This is a genomic window from Duganella sp. GW821-FHT07F09, from assembly GCF_059418705.1.
Window position 1 is genome coordinate 1 of sequence record NZ_JBWKQJ010000013.1, and the last position, 25,283, is coordinate 25,283.

Annotated in this window: 21 protein-coding genes; 7 read left to right on the forward strand and 14 right to left on the reverse strand. The window is 63.8% G+C overall.

All coding sequences use genetic code 11. The features are described 5' to 3' along the window. Nucleotides 1-99 precede the first annotated feature (99 nt). Together AC07P1_RS28180 and AC07P1_RS28185 are read right to left on the reverse strand one after the other, a co-directional pair. Complete coding sequence (locus AC07P1_RS28180) at nt 100-651, reverse strand: lytic transglycosylase domain-containing protein (protein ID WP_494699084.1); 552 nt, start codon at nt 649-651, stop codon at nt 100-102. 44 nt (nt 652-695) lie between these two features. Beyond that, nucleotides 696-2,432, reverse strand: a complete 1,737-nt coding sequence (locus tag AC07P1_RS28185) for a proline--tRNA ligase (protein ID WP_494698951.1) — start codon at nt 2,430-2,432, stop codon at nt 696-698. Between the two features lie 202 nt (nt 2,433-2,634). Here AC07P1_RS28185 and AC07P1_RS28190 point away from each other — a divergent pair, with 202 nt between their 5' ends. Both AC07P1_RS28190 and AC07P1_RS28195 read left to right on the forward strand, forming a co-directional pair. Next, nucleotides 2,635-3,282 (forward strand): RNA pyrophosphohydrolase, encoded by a 648-nt coding sequence (locus tag AC07P1_RS28190; RefSeq protein WP_494698952.1) that lies wholly within the window; start codon nt 2,635-2,637, stop codon nt 3,280-3,282. 91 nt (nt 3,283-3,373) lie between these two features. Beyond that, complete coding sequence (locus AC07P1_RS28195) at nt 3,374-3,802, forward strand: DUF1841 family protein (RefSeq protein WP_315220284.1); 429 nt, start codon at nt 3,374-3,376, stop codon at nt 3,800-3,802. Between the two features lie 161 nt (nt 3,803-3,963). Here AC07P1_RS28195 and mqo read toward each other — a convergent pair whose 3' ends face one another. From mqo to AC07P1_RS28210, 3 genes are all read right to left on the reverse strand, one after another. Next, nucleotides 3,964-5,571 carry a malate dehydrogenase (quinone) gene (gene mqo / locus AC07P1_RS28200; protein WP_494698953.1) on the reverse strand — a complete coding sequence of 536 codons (1,608 nt, stop codon included), beginning with the start codon at nt 5,569-5,571 and terminating at the stop codon, nt 3,964-3,966. Nucleotides 5,572-5,957: 386 nt separating this feature from the next. Next, a complete protein-coding gene (locus AC07P1_RS28205; protein ID WP_494698954.1) occupies nt 5,958-6,299 on the reverse strand; it encodes a c-type cytochrome in 342 nt (113 codons plus the stop codon). Nucleotides 6,300-6,310: 11 nt separating this feature from the next. Then, nucleotides 6,311-6,655, reverse strand: a complete 345-nt coding sequence (locus AC07P1_RS28210) for a c-type cytochrome (RefSeq protein WP_494698955.1) — start codon at nt 6,653-6,655, stop codon at nt 6,311-6,313. Nucleotides 6,656-6,873: 218 nt separating this feature from the next. On the opposite strand from AC07P1_RS28210, the gene AC07P1_RS28215 reads away from it, so the two are divergent. From AC07P1_RS28215 to AC07P1_RS28225, 3 genes are read left to right on the forward strand one after another with little or no spacing between them, the layout of a single operon-like run. Further along, the gene (locus AC07P1_RS28215) at nt 6,874-7,728 is read left to right on the forward strand and encodes an AAA family ATPase (RefSeq protein WP_494698956.1); all 855 of its coding nucleotides are present in this window, start codon (nt 6,874-6,876) and stop codon (nt 7,726-7,728) included. After that, a complete protein-coding gene (locus AC07P1_RS28220; protein WP_315220275.1) occupies nt 7,728-8,321 on the forward strand; it encodes a GNAT family N-acetyltransferase in 594 nt (197 codons plus the stop codon). Before AC07P1_RS28215 ends, AC07P1_RS28220 begins: the two co-directional genes overlap by 1 nt. A 1-nt stretch (nt 8,322) precedes the next feature. After that, entirely contained in the window at nt 8,323-9,492 is a 1,170-nt protein-coding gene (locus AC07P1_RS28225) for a vWA domain-containing protein (protein ID WP_494698957.1), read from the forward strand. 132 nt (nt 9,493-9,624) lie between these two features. Here the strand turns inward: AC07P1_RS28225 and AC07P1_RS28230 are convergent, their stop codons facing one another. The 9 genes from AC07P1_RS28230 to AC07P1_RS28270 form a co-directional block, all read right to left on the reverse strand. Next, nucleotides 9,625-10,332: an ArsR/SmtB family transcription factor gene (locus AC07P1_RS28230; protein ID WP_494698958.1), complete on the reverse strand. Its 708-nt coding sequence runs from the start codon at nt 10,330-10,332 to the stop codon at nt 9,625-9,627. A gap of 28 nt (nt 10,333-10,360) precedes the next feature. Beyond that, nucleotides 10,361-11,296, reverse strand: coding sequence for an alpha/beta fold hydrolase (locus tag AC07P1_RS28235; RefSeq protein ID WP_494698959.1), 936 nt, complete (start codon nt 11,294-11,296; stop codon nt 10,361-10,363). 70 nt (nt 11,297-11,366) lie between these two features. Beyond that, a complete protein-coding gene (gene kdpE / locus AC07P1_RS28240; RefSeq protein WP_494698960.1) occupies nt 11,367-12,065 on the reverse strand; it encodes a two-component system response regulator KdpE in 699 nt (232 codons plus the stop codon). Between the two features lie 14 nt (nt 12,066-12,079). After that, nucleotides 12,080-14,884: a two-component system sensor histidine kinase KdpD gene (gene kdpD / locus AC07P1_RS28245; protein WP_494699085.1), complete on the reverse strand. Its 2,805-nt coding sequence runs from the start codon at nt 14,882-14,884 to the stop codon at nt 12,080-12,082. 15 nt (nt 14,885-14,899) lie between these two features. Next, complete coding sequence (gene kdpC, locus AC07P1_RS28250; RefSeq protein WP_494698961.1) at nt 14,900-15,490, reverse strand: potassium-transporting ATPase subunit KdpC; 591 nt, start codon at nt 15,488-15,490, stop codon at nt 14,900-14,902. A gap of 10 nt (nt 15,491-15,500) precedes the next feature. Beyond that, entirely contained in the window at nt 15,501-17,585 is a 2,085-nt protein-coding gene (kdpB, locus tag AC07P1_RS28255; RefSeq protein WP_494699086.1) for a potassium-transporting ATPase subunit KdpB, read from the reverse strand. 33 nt (nt 17,586-17,618) lie between these two features. Next, a complete protein-coding gene (gene kdpA / locus AC07P1_RS28260) occupies nt 17,619-19,436 on the reverse strand; it encodes a potassium-transporting ATPase subunit KdpA (RefSeq protein ID WP_494698962.1) in 1,818 nt (605 codons plus the stop codon). Beyond that, on the reverse strand, nt 19,436-19,525 hold the full coding sequence (locus AC07P1_RS28265) for a potassium-transporting ATPase subunit F (RefSeq protein WP_494698963.1): 90 nt from the start codon (nt 19,523-19,525) through the stop codon (nt 19,436-19,438). The genes kdpA and AC07P1_RS28265 overlap by 1 nt, the downstream gene beginning before the upstream one ends. A 348-nt stretch (nt 19,526-19,873) precedes the next feature. Next, complete coding sequence (locus AC07P1_RS28270) at nt 19,874-20,629, reverse strand: TorF family putative porin (RefSeq protein ID WP_494698964.1); 756 nt, start codon at nt 20,627-20,629, stop codon at nt 19,874-19,876. A 223-nt stretch (nt 20,630-20,852) separates the two neighbouring features. Here AC07P1_RS28270 and AC07P1_RS28275 point away from each other — a divergent pair, with 223 nt between their 5' ends. Continuing rightward, a complete protein-coding gene (locus AC07P1_RS28275) occupies nt 20,853-22,850 on the forward strand; it encodes a DNA topoisomerase IV subunit B (RefSeq protein ID WP_494698965.1) in 1,998 nt (665 codons plus the stop codon). 12 nt (nt 22,851-22,862) lie between these two features. Then, the gene (gene parC / locus AC07P1_RS28280; protein WP_494698966.1) at nt 22,863-25,271 is read left to right on the forward strand and encodes a DNA topoisomerase IV subunit A; all 2,409 of its coding nucleotides are present in this window, start codon (nt 22,863-22,865) and stop codon (nt 25,269-25,271) included. Nucleotides 25,272-25,283: the final 12 nt, after the last annotated feature.

The following is a 25,283-nucleotide window of genomic DNA, read 5'->3' on the forward strand; positions in this document are numbered from 1 at the left end:
CGTGATCCACAACGGCAAGCCCTTCGACTCCAATTACTTGGTGAAAGGGCTTGCTATTCAAGACGGTATCTGACCCCAAGGTTTTTTGGTTTTTGGGGGTTATTTCCAGTTATTCCACGCCGTGAGCACGGCGTTCGGATACTGCGGCCGGCCACGGCTGCCGTTGTAGCGCCCCAGCGCGAGGTAGAGGTTGCCGCCTTCCATGTCGATGTACATGCGTAAGATTGCGCAGCCGTAGCGTAAATTGGTCTGCATATTAAATAGCGCGCTGCGGTCGCGATCGCCGATCACGTTGGTCCAGAACGGCATCACTTGCATATATCCGCGCGCGCCCACCAGCGACACCGCGTACTTGCGATAAGCCGACTCCACCTGAATCAACCCCAGCACCATGCCCGGCTCCAGCCCGGCGCGGCGCGACTCGTACCACACCGTGGCAAGAAATTCGTGGCGGGTTTGCTCGTCGGGCAACTTGCGCTTGAGGCGCGCCGACATCTGCGCCAGCCAGCCTTCGTAACGCAGCCGTTCGACGTCGTTGCGGAAGGTGATGCGCGGCGGCGTCGCATCCTTGATGCTGTTGGCGAGGGCCACGCGGACCGAATCGGCCAGCGCCTCCTCCTTCTGATTGCCGGCTTGCGCGGCCGGCGCCATCGTTACCGACAGCGCCAGCAACACACCGGCTAGACCGCTTCTGCTCACTGCGACATTTTGCCCTGGATGAAGCCGATCACATCGGCCACCGGCACGGCGGTCGCTTCGGTGTCGCGGCGGCCCTGGTATTCCAGGTTGCCTTCCTTCAGGCCGCGGTCGCCGATCACCACGCGGTGCGGCACGCCGATCAGCTCCCAGTCGGCGAACATGCCGCCCGGACGCAGGCCACGGTCGTCGAGGATGACGTCGATGCCGGCCGCTTGCGCGTCGGCATACAGCTTTTCGGCCGCTTCCTTGACCGCTTCGCTGCGGTCCATGCCCATCGGGCACAGCACCAGTTCGAACGGCGCCAGCGACGTCGGCCAGATGATGCCTTTGTCGTCGAAGTTCTGCTCGATCGCGGCGCCCAGGATGCGGGTGATGCCGATGCCGTAACAACCCATCTGCAGCGGTGCCGGTTTGCCGTTCTCGTCGAGGAAGGTGGCCTTCATCGCTTCCGAGTACGCGGTGCCCAGCTGGAACACGTGGCCCACTTCGATGCCGCGCTCGATCGCCAGCACGCCCTTGCCGTCCGGCGAGGCGTCGCCTTCGACGACATTGCGCAGGTCGGCCACGATGGCCGGTTCGGCCACGTCGCGGCCCCAGTTGGCGCCGGTGTAGTGGAAGCCGGCGTCGTTGGCGCCGCAGATGAAGTCGGCCATGTTGGCGACGGTGCGGTCGGCCACCACGGTGACCGGGGCCTTGGTGCCGATCGGACCCAGGTAGCCCGGCACGCAGCCGTACACTTCCAGGATTTCCGCCTCGGTCGAGAAGCGGTGCTCGGCCAGGCCGGCCACTTTGCCCATCTTGACTTCGTTGAGCTCATGGTCGCCGCGCAGCAGCAACATGAAATACTGTTTAGCCACTTTGCCGTCTTTTTCGGTCTCGACGGTCAGCGCCAGGGTCTTGACGGTCTGCGCCAGCGGCAGCTTGAGCTGCTCGGCGACCAGCTCGCACTTGGTGGCGTCCGGCGTGGCGACCTTGGTCAGCGCCTGGGCGGCGGCTGGACGGGTGGCGTTCAGCGGCAAGGCCTCGGCCGCTTCCATGTTGGCCGCGTAGTCGGAGGTCGGGCAGTAGACGACGGCGTCCTCGCCGGTGCTGGCGATGACGTGGAATTCGTGCGAACCGGTGCCGCCGATGGCGCCGTTGTCGGCCGCCACCGCGCGGAACTTCAGGCCGAAGCGGTTGAAGATGCGCACATAGGCGTCATACATGATCTTGTACGAGGCTTGCATGCCGGCCAGGTCGCGGTCGAACGAGTACGCGTCCTTCATGGTGAATTCGCGGCCGCGCATCAGGCCGAAGCGTGGACGGCGCTCGTCGCGGAACTTGGTCTGAATGTGGTAAAAATTCAACGGAAGTTGACGATACGATTTAATTTCCGACCGGACAACATCAGTGATGACTTCCTCTGCGGTCGGCTGGAAGGCGAATTCGCGGCCATGGCGATCCTTGATGCGCAGCAACTCGGCGCCCATCTTGTCCCAACGGCCGGTCTCCTGCCACAGCTCGGCCGGCTGGATCAGCGGCATCAGCAGCTCAATGGCGGCGGACTTGTTCATCTCTTCGCGTACGATGGCCTCGACCTTGCGGATGACGCGCAGGCCCATCGGCATGTACGTGTAAATGCCCGAACCCAGGCGCTTGATCATGCCGGCGCGCATCATTAACTGGTGACTGACGATCTCGGCGTCGGAAGGCGCTTCTTTAAGCGTGGAAATAAAAAATCGTGAGGCGCGCATACGGTGAATTCTTTTTAAAAAGAGAGAGTTATAATCAACCTAATTTTAAAGGATTAGCTGGCTGATGCGTCCATACTTTATACAAATGCGTTCAATAGATGGCCCTTCGACCGTTTTCGTACCCCGAAAACCCAGCCGAAGCGTCTTTTTATGGGCAAAAATATAAGCAGGGAGCTCAGTCGCAGAAAGTTTGAGGTGCAATATGCTCGATCGGGAGGGGTTTCGGCCCAACGTCGGCATCATCCTGCTCAACGCGCAGAACGAAGTGTGGTGGGGCAAGCGCGTGCGCGAGCATTCGTGGCAGTTTCCGCAAGGCGGCATCAAATATGGAGAAACGCCTGAGCAGGCGATGTACCGGGAGTTGGAAGAGGAAATCGGCCTGCGGGCCGAGCACGTGAAAATCGTCGGCCGCACCCGCGACTGGCTACGCTATGAGGTGCCGGATCATTTCATCAAGCGGGAGATCCGCGGCCATTACCGTGGGCAGAAGCAGATTTGGTTCCTGCTGCGCATGTGCGCGCGCGACAACGACGTCAACCTGCGCCTGACGGACCATCCGGAATTCGACGCCTGGCGCTGGCACGAGTACTGGGTGCCGCTCGATGTCGTGATCGAGTTCAAGCGCGACGTCTACCAGCGCGCGCTGCAGGAGCTGTCGCGCTTCCTGACGTGGCCGGCCAACGGCCATGATCGACGCCAGCACGGCTCGCGCTACCTGCGCCAGCCGCACGCGCCGCGTCCGAACCCGGAACCGGCGGGATCGCCCTGCGCCCCGGCAGCAGCGGAGTCGACGGCCACCGTGGCCGCCGTCGCGGCGGGGCCGGCCGAGCCGGTCAAAAGCGACAACTGAGCGGTTGGCGGGACGGCAACAAGGACGGCAACAACAAGGGCGGGACAGGCACACTGTCCCGCTTTTTTTTCGCCGGAGGTACAATGGCGGCATGTTCAATCCATCATCCGACGACGTCCGCCGCTTCTTTTGCGAGGCCTACCGCAAGCAGCGGGCCAACGAAATCCTCACCCCGCTCGAAGCGATGGCGGCCGACTGGGCGCGCCACCACCCCGAATACCATGACGTGCTGGCCGACGTCGACACGGCGCTGTCGCGCGACTATTCGGTGGAGGGCGCGCAAGCCAATCCGTTTTTACATTTGTCGATGCACCTGTCGATCGACGAGCAGATCTCGATCGACCAGCCGCGCGGCATCCGCGACGCCGCCACCGCCCTCACGCTAAAACTTGACTCCGCACACGAAGCGCAGCACGAGATCATGGAATGCCTGGGCGAGATGATCTGGAACGCCCAGCGCACCGGCACGCCGCCGGACGGCGACGCCTACATCGAAGCCATCAAGCGCCGCATCAAATAACAAACCCCAACTCCGGGGTCGGGTCCACCATTGCTACACGAACGCGGCTGTAGGTCGGCAATTCGCTCGCCCATGGCCCAGCCCGTGTAGCAATGGCGGACCTTGACCCCGGATGAAAAAAGCCACGCGTTGCGTGGCTTTTGGTTTTGCGGCGGTCTGCCTTATTTGGCGGCGGTCTCTGCCGGCGCGGCGGCGACGGCCGGCTCTTCCAAGGTGAACGCCTTCAGGCCCAGGATGTCGCTGCTGTAGTGGCGGATCTTGTTCGCCAGTACCGGATCGCTGTTGAGCTTGTGACCGTAGGACGGCACCATGGCCTTCATTTTCGCGTCCCATTCCGGCGTGGCCAGCTTGGCCTTGAACGCGGTCTGCAACACTTTGATCATGATCGGCGGCGCGGTCGAGGCGCCAGGCGAGGCGCCCAGCAAGGCGACGATGCTGCCGTCGGCCGAACCCACCACTTCGGTGCCGAACTGCAGCAGGCCGCCTTTTTCAGGGTCGTCCTTGACGATCTGCACGCGCTGGCCGGCGTTTTGCAGCGTCCAGTCTTCCAGCTTGGCGGTCGGCAGGTACTCCTTCAGCGCGGCCAGACGGTCTTCAGGCGAATTCATCACCTGGCCGATCAGGTACTTGGTCAGCGGGATGTTGTCGTAGCCGGCTTGCAGCATCGGGCGGACGTTATTGCTGTCGATCGAGGCCGGCAGGTCGATCCACGAACCGTTTTTCAGGAACTTGGTCGAGAACGTGGCGAACGGGCCGAACAGCAGCGCTTTCTTGCCGTCGATGATGCGGGTGTCCAGGTGCGGCACCGACATCGGCGGCGAGCCGACCGACGCTTTGCCGTACACCTTGGCCGCGTGCTGGTCGATCAACGCCTGGTTGGTGGTGACCAGCCATTGGCCGCCGACCGGTACGCCGCCGTAGCCTTTGGCTTCCGGGATGCCCGATTTTTCCAGCAGCGGCAGCGAACCACCGCCGGCGCCGATGAAGACGAACTTGGCGCGCACGGTCTTGACCGAGTCGTCGGCCAGGTTCTTGACGGTGACGTTCCAGTTGCCGTCGGTGCCGCGCTTGATGTCTTCGACCTGGTGGCGCAGGTTCAAGGTGGTGCCGTGGGTGTCGGTCAGGTGCTTGACCAGCGCGCGCGTGAGGTTGCCGAAATTGACGTCGGTGCCGATTTCCATGCGGGTGGCGGCCACTTTCTGGCCCTTGTCGCGGCCGGTCATGATCAGCGGCGCCCATTGCTGGATGACGGCCGGATCTTCCGAGTACAGCATGCCTTTGAACAGGTTTTCCTTCTGCAATGCGGCATAACGCTTGCGCAGGAAGTTGATGTTGTCGTCGCCCCAGACAAAGGCCATGTGCGGCACGTTGTTGATGAAGGTTTGCGGCGCGCCGATGTACTTGTTCTTGACCTGGTAGGCCCAGAATTGCTTGGAAATCTCGAACTGCTCGTTGATTTCGACCGCTTTCTTGGTTTCGATGTGGCCGTCGGCCGCTTCGGGCGTGTAATTGAGCTCGGCGAACGCGGAGTGGCCGGTGCCGGCGTTGTTCATCGCGTCGGAGCTCTCGGCGGCGACCGAATCCATGCGCTCGTAGATGGCCATGGTCAGACTCGGGTCCATTTCCTTAAGCATAGCGCCCAGGGTGGCGCTCATGGTGCCGGCGCCGACCAGCAGCACGTCGACCGGTTTGTCGGCCGACGGCGCCGGCGATTTGCTACATGCCGCCAGGATCAGGCACGACATCAAAATTACAAGTGACTTACGCATACGTAACTCCATTCATAGGTACCGACTGTATTCGGGACTGGCGTTGCCGGCCATCCCGCACGCCGAGGGCGCCGGGAAGTGGCATTCGAAGGTGGCTGGTCGGCCGTGGCGGTGACCGCGCGCGGACGAAGAGGGTGACGGCTGCCGATGCTTGCCCAATGCTTATTGGCGGCGAAACCGACAATAGAATTGCGCGAGTGTCCATAGATATTATCAAGAAAGAGGATTTTAGCAGCGCGAGGTTGGCGCCAGATGAGGGATAACACTTAAGGAAAGCGGAAGAAACTACGTAGACGGGCCCCAAAAATCGACAAAAAGATGCATAAAAGCCACGCAATGCGTGGCTTTTCGGGGCTGGGGCGGCTGAGCCGCCGTGGCTTAGCGGTTTAGCGGTGCACCACCAGGCTGCCAGGCAGGCTGTGGAAATACGCCGCCAGGTCCTTGATTTCCTGGTTGGTCAGCGGCTTGACCTGGCCGGTCATGATGGCGTTGTTGCGGCCGTTGGCGCCGTCGCCGCGCTTGTAGCCGGTCAACGCGTGTTCCAGGTAGTCCTTGTGCTGGCCGGCCAGCTTTGGATAGCTGGGATCGATCGGGGAGTTGTAATCCTTGCCATGGCAGGTGAAGCAGCTGTATTTGTCGGCCACGGCCTTGCCGGCGGCGACATTGCCGCCAGCGACGGCGGAGAACGACAGGGCGGAACAAAACAGTGCGGCGATCAGTTTTTTCATAATGGCGGTCCTCATTTCGCGGCGGTGCGCGTCTGCTGCGCGTAGAAGGCGGCAACATCGGCGATATCCTGGTCCGACAGGCTGGCGGCGATGCCCTTCATGGATGGATGCTTGCGATCGCCCTTCTTATAGGCCTGCAGCGCGTTTTCAATATACTTGGCCGACTGGCCGCCGATCATCGGCACCTGAAACACTTCCGGGAAGGTGGCTTTGTAGCCGGGAATTCCATGACAACCAATACACATTTCAACCTTTGCCTTGGCGTTCTGGGCATTGCCCACGATTTCCGCCGCGACGGCGACCTGGGCGGTCTGAGCGAGGCCTGCGAGCACGAGAAGTGCGGTGATTTTTTTCATGGTGTTTGCAAGGTAAGTAATCGGATACTACCGCGGATGCAAAACTTGACTTTTGCACTATTAGCCTGCGATTCTAACTCAAGAAATTTTTCTAAGCTACACAGAATCATTGCCGGAACAACACAGTGCCGAGGCCGCCTATCGGGGTGATACCGGACCACAACATCGGCCATTCTCCCCTATACTCGACAAATCCCATTTTCACCGAGACATAACGCATGCAAGCCACCCCACGCTTTGAGGGTTCCGACCAGTACGTCGCGACCAATGACCTGAAACTGGCCGTGAATGCGGCCCTGACGCTGCAACGCCCGCTGCTGATCAAGGGCGAGCCGGGCACCGGCAAGACCATGCTGGCCGAGGAAGTGGCCGCCGCGTTGAACATGCCGCTGATGCAGTGGCACATCAAGTCGACCACCAAGGCGCAACAGGGGCTGTACGAGTACGACGCGGTGTCGCGTTTGCGCGACTCCCAGCTCGGCGACGAGCGTGTGCGCGACATCCAGAACTATATCGTCAAGGGCGTGCTGTGGCAGGCTTTCACGGCGCCGGAGCCGGTGGTGCTGCTGATCGACGAAATCGACAAGGCCGACATCGAGTTCCCCAACGACCTGCTGCGCGAGCTCGATCGGATGGAGTTCTACGTCTACGAGACGCGCGAAATGGTGCGCGCGGTGCACCGGCCGCTGGTGATCATCACCTCCAACAACGAGAAGGAGCTGCCGGACGCCTTCCTGCGCCGCTGCTTCTTCCACTATATTAAGTTCCCCGACCGCGACACGATGGCGCAGATCGTCGCCGTGCACTACCCGAATCTGAAGAAGGATCTGCTGGCGCAGGCGCTGCAAAGCTTCTACGAGGTGCGCGACGTGCCGGGCCTGAAGAAAAAGCCGTCGACGTCCGAGTTCCTGGACTGGCTCAAGCTCTTGATGGCCGAGGACATCCCCGCCGAGGCGCTGCGCAGCCAGGACGCCAAGGCCATCGTGCCGCCGCTGCACGGCGCGCTGCTCAAGAACGAGCAGGACGTGCACCTGTTCGAGCGTCTGGTGTTCATGTCGAGGACCAACCGTTGATGAAGTCCGTCTCCCCCCTCACGCTGGAATTGAACGGCGTGCGCCTCGAGCCCCTCGGGCCGCAGCACGCCGAAGGCCTGCTGGCCGCCGCGCAGGACGGTGAACTGTGGAACTTGCGCGTCACCTCCGTGCCGGCGCCGAACGAAGTGGACGCCTACATCGACAAGGCGCTGGAGATGCGCCCCACCCGGCTGGCCTTCGCCGTCATCGACACCGCCAGCGGCGCCGTCGTCGGCACGACCAGTTATCACGACATCGTCCCCGGCATCGGCCGCATGGAGATCGGCTACACCTGGTACGCCAAAAGCCGCCAGCGCAGCCATGTCAACTCCACCTGCAAGCTGCTGCTGATGACGCACGCGTTCGAAAAGCTGGGCGCTGAGCTGGTAGGACTGCGCACCGATAACTTCAACCACGCCTCGCAGGCTGCCATCGAGCGCCTCGGCGCGCGCAAGGATGGCGTGCTGCGCCACCACGCGGTGCGGCGCGACGGCACCGTGCGCGACACGGTCATGTACAGCATCACCGCCGGCGAATGGCCGGAGATCAAGGCGCAGCTGCGCTACCGGCTGGAACGGCACGGGAAGGCCTGAGATGCTGATCGATTTCTTCTTCACCCTCAAGGACGCCAAGATCCCGGTCACGATCAAGGAGTTTTTGACCCTGCTCGAAGCGATGCAAAAGAACGTCATCGACGCCTCGCTCGACGACTTCTATTACCTGTCGCGCCTCACCCTGGTGAAGGACGAGGCGCACTTCGACAAGTTCGACCGCGCCTTCGGCATGTACTTCAAGGGCGTCAACGACGTCTTCGAGACCAACAGCGCGATTCCGCTGGACTGGCTGCTGCAACGCATGAAGCGCGAGCTGAGCGACAAGCAAAGGGCCGAGCTGGAGAAGTTCGGCTACGACAAGCTGATGGACCGTTTGCAGGAACTGCTCAAGGAGCAGAAGGAGCGCCACGAGGGCGGCAGCAAATGGATAGGCACCGGCGGTACATCGCCCTTCGGCAACGGCGGCACCAATCCGGAGGGCGTGCGCATCGGCGGCAAGGGCGGCAACCGCACGGCGGTCAAGGTATGGGAGGCGCGCGCCTACAAGGACTACGACGGTGACAAGGAAATCGGCACGCGCAACATCAAGGTGGCGCTGCGGCGCCTGCGCAAGTTCGCGCGCCAGGGCGCGGAGGAGGAGTTGGCGCTCGACGCCACCATCCGCGCCACGGCCAGCAACGCCGGCTACCTCGACATCAAGATGCAGCCGGAGCGCAAGAACAACATCAAGGTGCTGATGCTGTTCGACGTGGGCGGAACGATGGACGACCATATCGAGCGCACCGAGGAACTGTTTTCGGCGTCGAAGACGGAGTTCAAGAACATGGAGTTCTTCTACTTCCATAACTGCGTTTATGACTATATGTGGAAGAACAACCGGCGCAGGCATTCGGAGCGTTTTCCGACGTGGGACATCCTGCGCAAGTATCCGGCGGATACCAAGCTGATTTTCGTCGGCGATGCGACCATGAGCCCCTATGAGGTGCTGCAGCCGGGGGGATCGGTGGAGTACAACAACGCGGAAGCGGGCAGCGAGTGGCTGGCGCGCTTCACCAACGCGTTTCCGAAATTCGTCTGGCTCAATCCGGAGCCGGAGGGGATTTGGCAGTACCGGCAATCGGTCAGCATCATCCGCCAGCTGATGAACAACCGCATGTTCCCGTTGACGATGGATGGGCTGGAGCGGGCCATGCGGACGCTGAGCAAGTGAACACGATGCTCAAAATCCTCTAAATCGTCTAAATGTATGAATCTTCTAAAACACGTAGGGCGGATTAGGCGGAACGCCGTAATCCGCCATGTACGCGCCGCCGACGGAGCCTGGCGGATTACGCGCTGCGCGCTAATCCGCCCTACGTGTTTCAGAAATACTCGCCAGGCGCTTGCCGCCGGCGGCCGTCAACGTCAACTCCCGCGAATCCCGCTCGCGGCGCAGCCAACCCTGCTCTATCCACGCTTCCAGCATCGCCACCGCCAGCGGTCCAGCAAAGTGATCTCGCCGCTCCGACCAATCGACACAGCCGTACAACTGCCGCCGCCCTGTCCGCGCTTCCAGCGCCTCCGTCGGCACGCCCATTTGCGCCAGCCCGTCGCGCCCCGCCGCCGTCAACGCATATTCCCGACCGCCCTCCTCCACCACCCAGCCCCGCGCCACCATCGCCTCGCACAGCCGCACGCCAAGCTCCCCCGCCAAATGCCCATAACAACTCCGCGCATGACGCAACCCGCGCATCGCCGGTTCCCGCCAACGCGTGGTCTCCGGCAGCGCGCCGTCGGCCACGCGCAACAACGCCTCGAGCGCGTGCGCGACATCCGCATCGGCCAACATGAAATACCGATGCCGCCCCTGCGCCCGCACCTGCGCCAGCCCCTCGTCCACCAGCAGCTTGAGATGCTGCGACGCGGTGGACGCGGCCACCCCCGCATGCTCCGCCAGTTCCGTGGCCGTATAACAGCGCCCATCCAGCAGCCGTGACAACATCAACGCCCGCGTGGGATCGCCGATGGCGGCGGCGACGCGCGCGAAGCGCGGCTGCACCGGCGCCGTCATGTTCGCACCGCCTCGATCATCACTGTCGTCATCCTCCACGCTCCAGCAAAAACTTGTTCACCTCATTGTAGAGGAGTCCGCGCCGCGCCTCCAGGTGCATCAAATGCGTGGCGCGGGGGATGGTCGCAGCCGCCCGCACGGCGCAACCCAGCGCGCCGAGAAGGCGACAGGCGTCGTCGGCATCGCAGACGCTGTCCCATTCGCCACGCACAAGCAAGGTCGGCGCCACGATGCGTGCCGGATCGTACAGCGCCCGGCCCGCCCACATGGCCCGCACATCCAATTGCGGCCCGGCCGGCGTGCTCACCGCCGGCGGCGTACGCAGGTGGGCGTCGGCATCCGTTTCAAGGAAGGCCGCGCCCCAGCTCTGGAAGTGCGCTTCATCGAATACCTGCGGCTGGCCACGCGGCACATCCTCGACAAAACGGCGGTACTGCGCCCACAGCGTGAGCGGATAATGCGACGGCTGGCCGGCGGCCGGCGGCGGTGCGATTGCCGCCGACGGGCGCACCGTCAAGGGCGCAAACAACACCAAGGCATCGATTTCATCCTGATACGCGGCCGCGTATGCGGCGGCCACCGTCGCGCCCCATGAATGTCCGAGCAATGATAGCCGGCGGTTGCCGTTGCGCCGCCTTACCGCAGCCACCGCGCGCCGCAACTGAGGCAGAACATCGGCCATGCTTCCGACGGCGCGGTGCGAGGAGGCGGCATAGCGCTCGGATTCCCCGTAACCGGCGAAGTCCAGGCCCCACACGGTGAAGCCGGCATCGTTCAAGGCATCGGCCCAACTACGGCCGTCCAGCGCGTAAAGCACCGACAGATCAGCTCCGAATGTGGAGCCGTGGACGTACAACACATCGCCGCGCGAACCGGCGGCGCGCCTCACCGGCATCGCCAGCGTTGGTCCATCGGCGCAGCTCACAAAAAAAAGCGCGCGCGGCACGCTTGTCTGCCCAGTCATATAGTCTCCCCGATAACGATGCGTAGACTATAGCGGCGCGATCGCCGCGACACTTCGGCGCGGAGCGAAGTTAGAGTTGCAGGCGATAACCGACAGCGGTCTCGGTCAGCAGGTGGCGCGGCTGGGCAGGATCCGCCTCCAGTTTGTGCCGCAGGTGCCCCATGTAAATGCGCAGGTAGTGGCCGTTCTCCCCTTGCGACGGCCCCCAGACGGCGCGCAGCAACTGCGGATTTGTCATCACGCGGCCGGGGTTGCCAACCAAAACCGCAAGCAGGCGATATTCGGTCGGCGTCAGGTGGACATTCTCGCCGGCGCGCGTGACGCGGCGGTTTTTCAGGTCCACCGCGACGTCGCCGAACACGATCAGGCCGTCATTGTCGGCGGCCGGCTGGCGCTGGCGCCGCAAGGTGGCGCGCACCCGCGCCAGCAGCTCGCCGACGCCGAACGGCTTGGTCAGATAATCGTCGGCCCCGGCGTCGAGCGCGCGGATCTTGTCCGCCTCGTTGACCCGCGCCGACAGCACGATCACCGGCACCGTCGACCATTTGCGCAGATCGGCGACGAAATCGATACCGTCGCCGTCGGGCAGCCCCAGATCGAGCACGATCAGGTCCGGCTTGCGGGTGCCGGCGTCGATCAGGCCACGCTGCATGGTCGCCGCTTCGTGCACCTGCCAGCCCTCCTGCTCCAGCGCGGCGCGCACGAAGCGGCGGATTTGCGGCTCGTCCTCGACCAGCAAGGCGATGGGGGCGGTCGCTACGTCATTCATTTGCGTCGTTCATATCAGCTATCCTGTTCCAGCTCCTGCATCTCCGGCATTTCCGGCGGCGTTCCAAGCGGTAGTGAAATCGCGAAGCCCGCTCCGCCCAACGGCGACGCCGCCGCCGCGATGCGCCCGCCGTGCGCCTCGACGATGGCGCGGCAGATCGCCAGTCCCAGACCCACGCCAGGCTTGGCCGACTCCCGTTCTCCGCGCGTGAATTTCTCGAAGATGGCTTCCTCGCGCCCGGGCGGAAGACCCGGACCATCATCATAGACCAGGATATTAATCCAGGCGCCATGCAGCTCGGCGGCGACAACGATCTGCGATCCCTTCGGCGTATATTTGCCGGCGTTTTCCACCAGGTTGCACAACACCCGTTCGATCAGCACGGCGTCGTAGCGCAGCAGCGGCAAGTCTGACGGCAAGCGCGTGCGCACCATATGGCCTTTCAGAAGGGAGGCGCTGGCGCGCAGCGCGCTGCCCACCACCTCCTCCAGCGGCTGCCATTGCAGGTTGAATTTCACTTCCCCGCTCTGGATGCGCGCCATGTCGAGCAGATTCGAGACCAGGGCGCTCATGCGCAGGGCCTCGTCGTGCAGTGCGGCCGCCATATCCAGCTGCGAAGTCGCGAGCGCCGGTTTCGAACCGGCCAGCGATTCCGACAGACCGACCAGGGACGTCAGCGGCGTGCGCAGGTCGTGCGACAACGCCGCCAGCAGCGAATTGCGCAATCGCTCGGACTCCATGTTGACCAGCGCGTTCTGCGCCACCTCGATGTAGTGCACCCGCTCCAGCGCGATGGCGGCCAGCGCGGCGAAGGTGTCGAGCTGCTGCCTCTGCTCGGGGATCAGTATCCAGCGCGCGTTCGCCGGTTCGATCGCCAGCACGCCGCGCGTGCGCATCGGCGCCTCCAGCGGCAGGTAGAAAATCCGGCTGGCCGGCAAGGTGCCGGTGCCCAGGCCCGCGCTTTCCGCGTGGTCGAACGACCATTGGGCGATGCCGATATCGAGAGCGGAACGATGTTCGATGTAGGCGGCATCGACGGTCGATGCGCCAGCAGCTTCCCGCGTTGCGCCGGCGCCGGGGGGCGGCATCCGCAAACGCCCCTCGTCGTCCGGCACCATCAAGGTGGAGCGGGCGCGGAAGGCGCGCTGGATCGCCGCCTGCGTGGTGTCGAAAATTTGCTCGGTTTGCAGAGCGCCGGAAAGCTCGCGTGCGAACTCGTACAACGCGCGCGAACGCTTTTCGCGCTGCGAGGCGATGCGCGCCTCGAAGCGCAGGCCGGCGGTCAGGTGGCCGGTGATCAGGCCCACCGCCAGCATGACGACAAAGGTGATCACATACTGGAAATCCGTCACGGCGAACGTGAAACGCGGCGGAACGAAGAAGAAATCGAAGCACGCCACACCGACGCAAGTACCCAGCACCGAGGGTCCGCGACCGAAGCGCACCGCCACCAGCACCACCATCAGCAAGAACAGCATGGCGATGTTGGCCAGGTCGAGCCAGACAGCCAGCGGCATTGCCACCAGCGCGGTGGCCACACTGGCCGTCGCCGCGATGACGTAACCGGCGGCGCGGCTCCTCAGCCAGGGCAGTTTCACATTGTCGTCGGCGTCGCCAGCCGGGGCGCCGGTGCCGCCGTCCCGCCCAATGGGAACCGGCGATGCCGCCTCCGGCTCCTTGCTCGCCCGGCCGATTTCGATCAGATCCAGGTCCGGCGCGTACAGCGCCAGACGCTTGATGTGCGGCGGGCGCCAAGGCCACGTCGAATGGGCGCGGCCGACCACGATCTTCGACAAATTGTGGCCGCGCGCATACTCCACCGCCGCCAAGGCGATGTCGCGCCCGGAAATGACCGCCGTGGTCGCGCCCAGGCTCTCCGCCAGTTTGAGCGTTTTGAGTATCTGCTCGCGCCGCGCGGCCGGCAGCCGGTGCAGCGAGGGCGTCTCGATGTAGATCGCATGCCAGCCGGTGCCGAGCTGGCCGGCCAGCCGCGCCGTGCTGCGCACCGTATGCTCGCCGCCGGGACGCGGGCCGACGCAGGCCAGCAGCGCGGCGCCGGTCTTCCAGATGTCGGCGATCGATTGCTCGACACGGTAGGCCCGCACGTCGTCCTCGACCCGGTCGGCGGTGCGGCGCAGCGCCAATTCGCGCAGCGCGATCAGATTCCCTTTGCGGAAGAAGTTTTTCGACGCGCGCTCGGCCTGCTGCTCCTGATAGACCTTGCCGCTCTTGAGGCGCGCCAGCAGCTCGTCCGCCGGTATATCGACCAGCACCACTTCGTCGGCCTGGTCGAACACGGTGTCGGGCACCGTCTCGCCGACGCGGATGCCGGTGATGCCGCCGACGACATCGTTGAGGCTTTCAAGATGCTGCACATTGACGGTGGTGAGCACGTCGATGCCGGCGTCGAGCAGCTCCTCAATGTCCTGCCAGCGCTTGGGGTGGCGCGAGCCGGGCGCGTTGGAGTGCGCCAGTTCGTCCATCAGGATCAGCGGCGGCCGCCGTTCCAGCGCGCCATCGAGATCGAATTCGGCCAGGGTCTTGCCGCGATACTCGATCCGCTTGGGCGGCAGCACGTCCAGGTCCCCCAGCATGGCGGCGGTTTCGCCGCGCCCGTGGGTTTCGACCACGCCGACCAGCACCTCCAGCCCTTCGGCCCGCAGCTTGCGGGCGGCGGCCAGCATCGCATAGGTCTTGCCGACGCCGGCCGAGGCGCCGAAGTAGATGCGCAGCTTGCCGCGCGCCGCCTTGCGCTCCTGCGCCTGCACCTGCGCCAGCAGCGCATCGGGGTCGGGTCGTTGGCTCTCGTTGGGGAACATGGACATGCGTTGATTCTACCGCTTGTCGGGGCTCGCCGCGCCGTCGAGCGCCAGATTCAGCGCCAGCACGTTGACCCTCGGCTCGCCGAAGAAGCCGAACACCTGGGCGATCTGATGGCGCTCGATCAGCGCCAGCACCTCCTTGGCCGGCAGCTTGCGGGCGGCGGCGATGCGGCCGGCCTGATAGCGTGCGGCGGCCACGCTTATCTCGGGATCGAGCCCGCTGGCGGACGCCGTCACCAGATCGACCGGTATGGCGGCGGTGTTGGAGGGATCGGCCGCCTTGAGCGCGTCGATACGGCCTTTGACCGCGTCCAGCAGCGCCGGGTTGTTCGGTCCCTGGTTGGAACCGCTGGAACCGGCCGCGTTGTTGGGCATCGGCCCGGTGGCCGACGGACGGCCCCAGAAATACTTCGGCGACGAGAAAGACTGGCCGATCAGCGTCGAACCTACCTCCTTGCCGCCGGCTTCCACCAGGCTGCCGGCCGCCCTGGCGGAGAACGCGGCGGCGCCGATGCCGGTGACGGCGAGCGGATAGACCACGCCGCAAATCAGGGTCAAGGCGCTGAAGACGACGACGGCGGGACGAATTGCGGAAAACGACATGATGAACTCCTTAAACCAGGTTAAGCGCCGACAGCAGCAGGTCGATGGCCTTGATGCCGACGAACGGCAGGATGATGCCGCCCACGCCGTACAGCAGCAGATTGCGGCGCAACAGCGCGACGGCGCCAATGGCGCGGTAACGCACGCCTTTGAGCGCCAGCGGAATCAGCGCGACGATGATCAAGGCGTTGAAGATCACCGCCGACATGATGGCCGACGACGGGCTGGCCAGGTGCATGATGTCGAGCGCCTTCAATTGCGGATAGGTGCCGACGAACGCCGCCGGGATGATGGCGAAGTATTTGGCGATGTCGTTCGAGATCGAGAACGTCGTCAGCGAGCCGCGCGTCATCAGCATCTGCTTGCCGATTTCGACGATCTCCAGCAGTTTGGTCGGATTCGAATCCAGGTCGACCATGTTGCCGGCCTCCTTGGCCGCCTGCGTGCCCGAGTTCATCGCCACGGCGACGTCGGCCTGCGCCAGCGCCGGCGCGTCGTTGGTGCCGTCGCCGGTCATCGCCACCAGCCGGCCCTCGGACTGGTAGCTTCGTATCAGTTTGAGCTTGTCCTCCGGAGTCGCCTCGGCCAGGAAGTCGTCCACGCCCGCCTCGGCGGCGATGGCGGCTGCGGTCAGCTTGTTGTCGCCCGTGATCATGACGGTCTTGATGCCCATGCGGCGCAACTCCGCGAACCTCTCCTTGATGCCGCCCTTGACGATGTCCTTCAGCTCGACCACGCCCATCACGCGACCGCCATCGACCACCACCAGCGGCGTGCTGCCGCGGCGCGAGATGTCGTCGACGGCGCGGGTCACCTCGGCCGGATACGGCAGGCCCAGGGACTCGACGTACTTGCGCACGGTGTCGGCCGCGCCCTTGCGGATCGAACGCTCGCCGATATCGACGCCGCTCATGCGGGTTTGCGCGGTGAACGGCACGAACACCGCGTTCAGCGACGCCATCTCGCGCTCGCGCAGGTTGAACTTCTGCTTTGCCAGCACCACGATGCTGCGCCCTTCCGGCGTCTCGTCGGCCAGCGAGGCCAGTTGCGCGATATCGGCCAGCTGCTGGTCGGTCACGCCCGGCGCCGGCACGAATGCCGATGCCTGGCGGTTGCCGAGCGTGATGGTTCCGGTTTTATCGAGCAGCAGCACATCGACGTCGCCGGCCGCCTCCACCGCGCGGCCCGAGGTGGCGATCACGTTTGCCTGCATCATGCGGCTCATGCCGGCCACGCCGATGGCCGACAGCAGGCCGCCGATGGTGGTCGGGATCAGGCACACCAGCAGCGCGATCAGCACCGTGATGGTGACCGGCGCGCCGCTGCCGCTGGCCGCCACGGAGAACAGCGAGAACGGCAGCAGGGTCACGGTGACGATCAGGAACACGATGGTCAGCGCCACCAGTAGGATCGTCAGCGCGATCTCGTTGGGGGTTTTCTGGCGCTTGGCGCCTTCGACCATCGAGATCATGCGGTCGAGGAAGGCCTCACCCGGATTGGCGGTGACTTTGACCACCAGCCAGTCCGACAGAACGCGCGTGCCGCCGGTGACAGACGAGAAGTCGCCGCCCGACTCGCGGATCACCGGCGCCGATTCGCCGGTGATGGCGCTTTCGTCGACCGAGGCCACGCCTTCGATCACCTCGCCGTCGATCGGGATCACATCACCCGCCTCCACCAGGATGTAGTTACCCTTGCGCAGATCGAGCGCCGGCTGCGGCAGCCAGGTGGTGCCGTGCTTCGGCGTGGCCAGCTTCTTGGCGACCACGGTTTGCTTCAGACTGCGCAGCGACGCCGCCTGCGCCTTGCTGCGGCCCTCGGCCATGGCCTCGGCGAAGTTCGCGAACAACACCGTGAACCACAGCCAGACGGTGATCGCCAGGATGAAACCGGGGCTGGTCTCGCCTTTGCCGAACAGCGCCTGCAGGTACAGCAGCGTGGTGATGATGCTGCCGACATAGACCACGAACATGACGGGGCTGCGCAGCTGCGTAGCGGGACTGAGCTTGCGGAACGAGTCGGCGATGGCCGGCATCAGCAGCTCGCTATCGAACATGCCCTGCTTTTTGACCGGTGGATTGGTAAAGATGGTCATCTCTTTTTGGATAGTCTGCGACATGGTGATTCCTTATTTTGCAAACAGCTGCAAGTGGTCGACCACCGGGCCGAGCGCAAGCGCCGGAACATAATTGAGCACGCCGACCAGCGCCACCACGCCGCACAGCAGGCCGATGAACATCAGTCCGTGGGTCGGCATGGTGCCGGCATTCGCCTGCAAGCGGTTTTTACCGGCCAGCGAACCGGCGATGGCAAGGATAGGCACGATCATCGCGAAGCGGCCGAACCACATCGCCACCGCCAGCATGCTGTTATAGAACGGCGTGTTGGCGGACAGGCCGGCGAAGGCGCTGCCGTTGTTATTGGCGGCGGAGCTGAACGCGTACAGGATCTCGGAGAAGCCGTGGGCGCCGGGATTGGCGATACCGGCCTTGCCCACGTCCGTCATGACGGCGATGGCGGTACCGACCAGCACCAGGGTCGGCGTCACCAGGATGGCGATGGAGGTCATCTTCATCTCGTAGGCCTGGATTTTCTTGCCCAGGTATTCCGGCGTGCGGCCGATCATCAGGCCGGCGATGAACACGGCCATGATGGCGAAGATCAGCATGCCGTACAGGCCCGAGCCGACGCCGCCGAAAACCACCTCGCCGAACTGGATCAACAGCATCGGGATCATGCCGCCGATCGGCATGAACGAATCGTGCATGGCGTTGACGGCGCCGCAGGAGGCAGCCGTCGTCACGGCGGCGAACAAGGCGGAGGCGCTGATGCCGAAGCGGGTCTCCTTGCCTTCCATATTGCCGCCCGATTGCAGCGCGCTCACGGCCTGGTCGACGTTAAGCGCCTGCAGCGCGGGATGCGCCTGCTGCTCGGCGCCCAGCACCACGACCGTGGTGACGACGAACAGCAACGTCATCGCACCCAGCACCGCCCAGCCCTGGCGCGGATCGCCCACCATGCGCCCGAACGCGAAGCACAAGCCGGCCGGGATCAGGAAGATGGCCAGCATCTGCATGAAGTTGGTCAGCGGCGTCGGATTCTCGTATGGATGCGCCGAATTGGCGTTGAAGAAGCCGCCGCCGTTCGTACCCAGCATCTTGATCGCCTCCTGCGAAGCGACCGGTCCCATGGCGATGGTTTGCGTTTTGGCGGTCAGCGTTTCGGTGACAGGTTCGCCCTTGGCGTCCTTCAGTGGCTGGCCGTCGGCGCCGACTTTGGGCTGGGTGTAGGTGACTGGATCGAGCAGGGTCACATCTTTATAGGCGGAGAAGTTCTGGATCACGCCCTGCCCCATCAGGAACACGGCGAAGACCAACGACAGCGGCAGCAGCACATACAGCGTCGAACGGGTGGCATCGACCCAGAAGTTACCGATCGACTTGGCCGAACGCGAGGAAAAGCCCCGGATCAAAGCATAGGCGACCGCCATGCCGGTGGCGGCGGAAAAGAAGTTCTGGCCGGTCAGCACCAGCATCTGGGTCAGGTAGCTCATGGTCTGTTCGCCGCTGTAGCCCTGCCAGTTGGTGTTGGCGACAAAACTGACGGCGGTGTTGAACGACGAATCGGGGCTGACGTTCGCCATACCTTGGGGATTGAGGGGCAAGAAGGCCTGAAGCCGTTGAAGGGCGTAAACGGCCAGCGCACCGATGCCGTTGAAGGCCAGCAGCGCGATGGCGTAGGCTTTCCAGTTCTGGCCTTCGGGTTTACCGTCCTTGCCGGCGATGCCGGCGGCGCGGTACAGCAGCGCCTCGACTTTTCCGATCCAGCCCATGCCGGGGATGGCGCGGCCGTCGCCGACGCGCGCCAGCAGAATGCCGAGCGGGTAGGCCAGCCCGATGACAGCGGCCAGGAACACCACCAGCAAAATGGTCGATTGAAGGGTCATCACAGCTCCTCCGCCTTCAGCAGCGCCACGATCAGATACACCAGCAGGCCGGCGGCGGCAGCCGCGCCCACCACGTAGAAGACGTTCATGGCTGGCCTCCCAGCTTGTCGCAGCCGGCGGCAAACGCCACGGTCGCGGCGAAGAACACCACCATCGCACCGATAAATACTATGTCCATCACACCCTCACAGGTCTTGTTTTGATACTGTGAAGGTTAGCGGGAAGGGTCTAAAGATTTTGTAAAGACTTGGCGGGGCGGTGTAAACAAACCGTAAAAATCGGAGGAATGGGATTGTTGATTGGTCGTGTTCCACGTAGGGCGGATTAGGCGGAACGCCGTAATCGGCCATGCATGCGCCGCCGAGGGCTCACAGATGGCCGATTACGCTTCGCTAATCCGCCCTACGTGATTCAGAATGGATTTATGGCAGGCTCTATCAGAAAACTTTGCTGATTGTTAGCTGCAAAGCCGTCTTCCCGAGGAATTTGCCGTTGGCCGGCGAGGCGTAGGCCGTCTTGTCGGCGTTGGTGCCGATCACCGCGAGCGCGCCGGTCACCGCGCCGAAGTCTCTGGTGGCGCCGACCTTCCAGTCGGTGTAGCTCGAGGCGTCGTTGTTCTTCACCTTTTGGTGGCCGGCGTGCAGATTGACGGTGTAGCCATCGCCCGCATCGAGATTCGCGCCGATATCCACGTAACCGCTGTTTTTGCTGTCGACAAAGCCAAACAAGTTCGTCACCGCGTGCGAGTACTTAATATAGGCAGGTCCAAAACCCAGCTGCCCATAAATCTCGGTGGTGTCGGCGTTGGCGAAGCCGCGCAGGTTTTTCAGGTCGTTGGACGGGTAAGCGTAGGTTAGCACGCCAACATCGTACGATACGGCCTCGCCGACCTGCCCGCGCTTGCCCGCATAGATATCCACTTCGACGGCGCCGTCCCCGCCCGCGTCCTCGGTCCATTTGATGGTCGACATCCAGACGCCGGCATACATACCGGTCGGGTTGTTGACATAATCGAAGCCGCCCTGCAGCGCGGGCTTGAGGCGGCTCTGCGAGATCCCCCGGTAGCGGTAGTCCGAGACGACGGCCGCATTGAAACTGGTCTCGTTATCCGGCTTGGGAGCGTCCTCCCAGGCGTACGCGTGGGCGCACGCGAAGGCGGCGCAGGCGACTGCGGCGAGCATCAAGCTGTTCATAAATCGGTTCTTTCAGGTGGTTGTGGGACAAAACAGCTTAGTCACACACCCGTAAAAACGGTCTAAAAAGTCACGCTGCCGTTGTAAACATCGTGTATAAATTGGCCCGCAGCTATTTTTTGTCCAGTTTTAGGCCTCGATCGCCTCCGGTTGAGGATAGAATACGCAAACGAACGTATAAAACTGTACATAAACCCAGTATTAAAATCACAAGCTTGAACGTATGGCCACTAAAAAACCAGTTTCCGACTACAGCGAATCATCCATCCGGGTCCTCAAGGGCCTGGAACCAGTCAAGCAACGTCCGGGCATGTACACCCGCACCGAAAATCCGCTGCACATCATCCAGGAAGTGATCGACAATGCCTCCGACGAGGCGCTGGGCGGCCATTGCAAGAACATCATCGTCACGCAAAACGCCGACGGCAGCATCACCGTCGAAGACGACGGCCGCGGCATCCCGGTCGGCCTGCACCCTGAAGAAGGCGTGCCGACGGTGGAAATCGTCTTCACCCGCCTGCACGCCGGCGGTAAGTTCGACAAGGGTTCGGGCGGCGCGTACGCCTTCTCGGGCGGTCTGCACGGCGTCGGCGTGTCGGTCACCAACGCGCTGTCCAAGCGCCTGGAGATCACCGTCTGGCGCAAGGAACCCGATGGCACCGGCCTGCACAAGCTGGCATTCGAACACGGCGACGTGGTCGAGCCGCTGTCCTCCGTGGTCGCCCCGCGCGACGGCAAAAAGTCCGGTACCCGCGTCACCGCGTGGCCGGACGCCAAATACTTCGACTCTCCCGCGATCTCGCAGACCGAACTTCAGCGCCTGCTGCGCTCCAAGGCGGTGCTGCTGCCCGGCGTGACCGTCACGCTGGCCAACGCCAAAACCGGCGAATCGCAAACCTGGCAGTACAACGACGGCCTGCGCGGCTATCTGACCGAGGCGCTGGCCCAATCGACCGACGGCGAGACCCTGATCCCGCTGTTCGAGGGCGCGCAGTTCGCCGGCCCGGACGCCGAAGGCTTCGCCGAGGGCGAAGGCGCGGCCTGGGTGGTGGCGTGGACCGAGCAAGGCGCCGTGGTGCGCGAATCCTACGTCAACCTGATTCCGACGCCGAACGGCGGCACCCACGAATCGGGCCTGCGCGACGGCTTGTACGGCGCGGTGAAGAACTTCGTCGAAATGCACTCGCTGCTGCCGAAAGGCGTCAAGCTGCTGCCGGAGGACGTGTTCGCGCGCGTCTCGTTCGTGTTGTCGGCCAAGGTGCTGGACCCGCAGTTCCAGGGCCAGATCAAGGAACGCCTCAATTCGCGCGACGCCGTGCGTCTGGTGTCGACCTACTCCAAGCCGGCGCTGGAATTGTGGCTGAACCACCATGTCGACTACGGTAAAAAGCTGGCGGAGCTGGTCATCAAACAGGCGCAATCGCGTCTGCGCTCCCTGCAAAAAGTCGAGAAGAAGAAATCGTCGGGCGTGGCCGTTTTGCCGGGCAAGCTGACCGATTGCGAATCGACCGACGTGCATCGCACCGAATTGTTCCTGGTCGAGGGCGACTCGGCGGGCGGTTCGGCCAAGATGGGCCGCGACAAGGAATTCCAGGCCATCCTGCCGCTGCGCGGCAAGGTGCTCAACTCGTGGGAAACGGACCGCGACCGCCTGTTCGCCAACAACGAGATCCACGACATCTCGGTGGCGATCGGCGTCGATCCGCACACGGTCGACAGCACGCCCGACCTGTCCGGTCTGCGCTACGGCAAAATCTGCATCCTCTCCGATGCGGACGTCGACGGCTCGCACATCCAGGTGCTGCTGCTGACGCTCTTCTTCAAGCACTTCCCCGGCCTGATCGCCAACGGGAATATCTGCATCGCGCGTCCGCCGCTGTACCGCGTCGACGCTCCGGCGCGCGGCAAGAAGCCGATCCAGAAGCTGTACGCGCTCGATCCGGGCGAACTGGTGGCCATCGAGGACAAGCTGCGCAAGGACGGCCTGAAGGAAGGCGCCTGGGCGATCTCCCGCTTCAAGGGCCTGGGCGAGATGAACGCCGAGCAGCTGTGGGAAACGACGATGAATCCGGACACGCGCCGCCTGCTGCCTGTCTCGCTGGGCGCCTTCGCCCACGGCGAATCGGCCGCGCGCTTCAATATGCTGATGGGTAAAGGCGAAGCCGCCGCCCGCCGCGCGTGGATCGAAGAACACGGCAACGAAGCCGAAGCCGATATTTAATTTTGAACGACTATGACTCAAGCAAATCTCTTTGACGAATCCGCGCCGGCGCCGACCCAAGCCGGCCAGCCGCCGCAGCCCCCTGTGCCTCCCGTTCCGCCACAAGGCGGCGACGGCGACGGTCCACCCGACGGCGGCGATGGCGGTGACGGCGGCGAAACGCTGACCCTGTCCACCTTCGCCGAACGCGCCTACCTCGACTACGCCATCTCGGTGGTCAAGGGCCGCGCGCTGCCGGACGTGTGCGACGGCCAGAAACCGGTGCAGCGCCGCATCCTGTACGCGATGAACGAAATGGGCCTGAACCCGACCGCCAAGCCGCGCAAATCGGCCACCGTGGTCGGCGACGTGCTGGGTAAATTGCACCCGCACGGCGACCAGTCGGTGTACGACGCCATGGTCCGCATGGCGCAGGACTTCTCGCTGCGCTACCCGCTGGTCGATGGCCAGGGTAACTTCGGCTCGCGCGACGGCGACGGCGCGGCGGCGATGCGATACACCGAGGCGCGGCTCACGCCGATCGCCAAGGTGCTGCTCGACGAGATCAATCTCGGCACCGTGGAATTCCAGGCCAACTACGACGGCTCGACCGAGGAACCGTGCCTGCTGCCGGCGCGTCTGCCCATGGTGCTGCTGAACGGCGCCTCCGGCATCGCGGTCGGCCTGGCGACGGAAATCCCTTCGCACAACCTGGGCGAGGTCACGCAGGCGGCCGTCGCCATGATCCGCAATCCGAAGATCTCGCACAGCGAGTTGATGGCGCTGGTGCCGGGTCCGGACTTCCCGGGCGGTGGCCAGATCATCACGCCGGCGGCGCAAATCAGCGAAATGTACGCCAACGGGCGTGGCAGCATGAAGGTGCGCGCGCGCTGGAAGATCGAAGAGCTGGCACGCGGCCAGTGGCAGGCGGTGGTCACCGAACTGCCGCCGGGCACCTCGTCGCAGAAGGTGCTCGAAGAGATCGAGGAGTTGACCAACCCGAAGATCAAGATGGGCAAAAAGGCGCTGTCGCCGGAGCAGCTGGCGCTCAAGTCGCTGATTCTCAACTCGCTCGACACCATCCGCGACGAATCGGGCCGCGCGGCGCCGGTGCGCCTGGTGTTCGAACCGAAATCGAAGAACCAGGATCAGACGGAGTTCATGCTGATGCTGCTGGCGCATACGTCGCTGGAATCGTCGGCGTCGATCAACCTGGTGATGATCGGCGGCGATGGCCGTCCGCGCCAGAAGGGCCTGGGCGAGATCCTGCAGGAATGGATCGACTTCCGCTTCATCACCGTCACCCGCCGCACCAAATTCAAGTTGGGCAAGGTCGACGCTCGCATCCATATCCTGGAAGGCCGCGAGACCATCCTGTTGAATATCGATGAAGTGATCCACATCATCCGCAACTCGGACGAACCGAAAGCGGCGCTGATGGAGCGCTTCCGCCTGTCGGACATCCAGGCCGAAGACATCCTGGAAATCCGCCTGCGCCAACTGGCGCGGCTCGAAGCGATCAAGATCCAGCAGGAACTCGCCGAACTGCGCAAAGAGAAGCAGTTGCTGCAGGACCTGCTCGACAATCCATCGTCGATGAAGCGCGCCATCATCAAGGAAATCGAAGCCGACACCAAGCAATATGGCGACGCCCGCCGCACCTTGATCGAAGAAGCGCAGAAAGCAGTGGTCGAACAGAAGGTGGTGGACGAACCGGTCACCGTCATCATTTCGGAAAAAGGCTGGATACGCGCGCGCACCGGCATCGGCCACGACGCCACGCAATTCACGTTCAAGGCGGGCGACACGCTGTATGGCGCGTTCGAGTGCCGTACGGTCGACAACCTGCTCGCCTTCGGCAGCAACGGCAAGGTGTACTCGGTGCCCGTGGCGGCGCTGCCCAACGCGCGCGGCGACGGCGTGCCGATCACCACCCTGATCGATTTGGCTGCCGGCGCGCGCATCCAGCACTACTTCGCCGGGCCGGCCGCCACGCAACTGATGATGGCCACCAGCGCGGGCTTCGGCTTCATCGCCAAGGCCGGCGACATGGTCAGCCGCATCAAGGGCGGCAAGGCCTTCGTCACCCTGGACGAGGGCGACGTACCGCTGCCGCCGGCGGTGGTGGCGGAAGGCGCCAGCGCGGTCGCGGTATTGTCGGCCAACGCGCGGGTGCTGGTGTTCGGCATGGACGAAATGAAGGTGCTGACCAACGGCGGCCGTGGCGTCATCCTGATGGAGCTGGACGACAAGGAGACCTTGATCGCGGCCAAGCCGATCAGCCAAAAAGGCGTGATCGTCTCGGGCATCGGACGTGGCGGCAAGGCGCAGGAAGAGCGCCTGTCGGCATCGGCCCTGGCGGTCCACTTCGGCAAGCGCGCGCGCAAAGGCAAAGCGCTGGCGACGAAGATCAAACCGACCTCCCTCACCCCTATCGTCTAACTGCAACTCCAG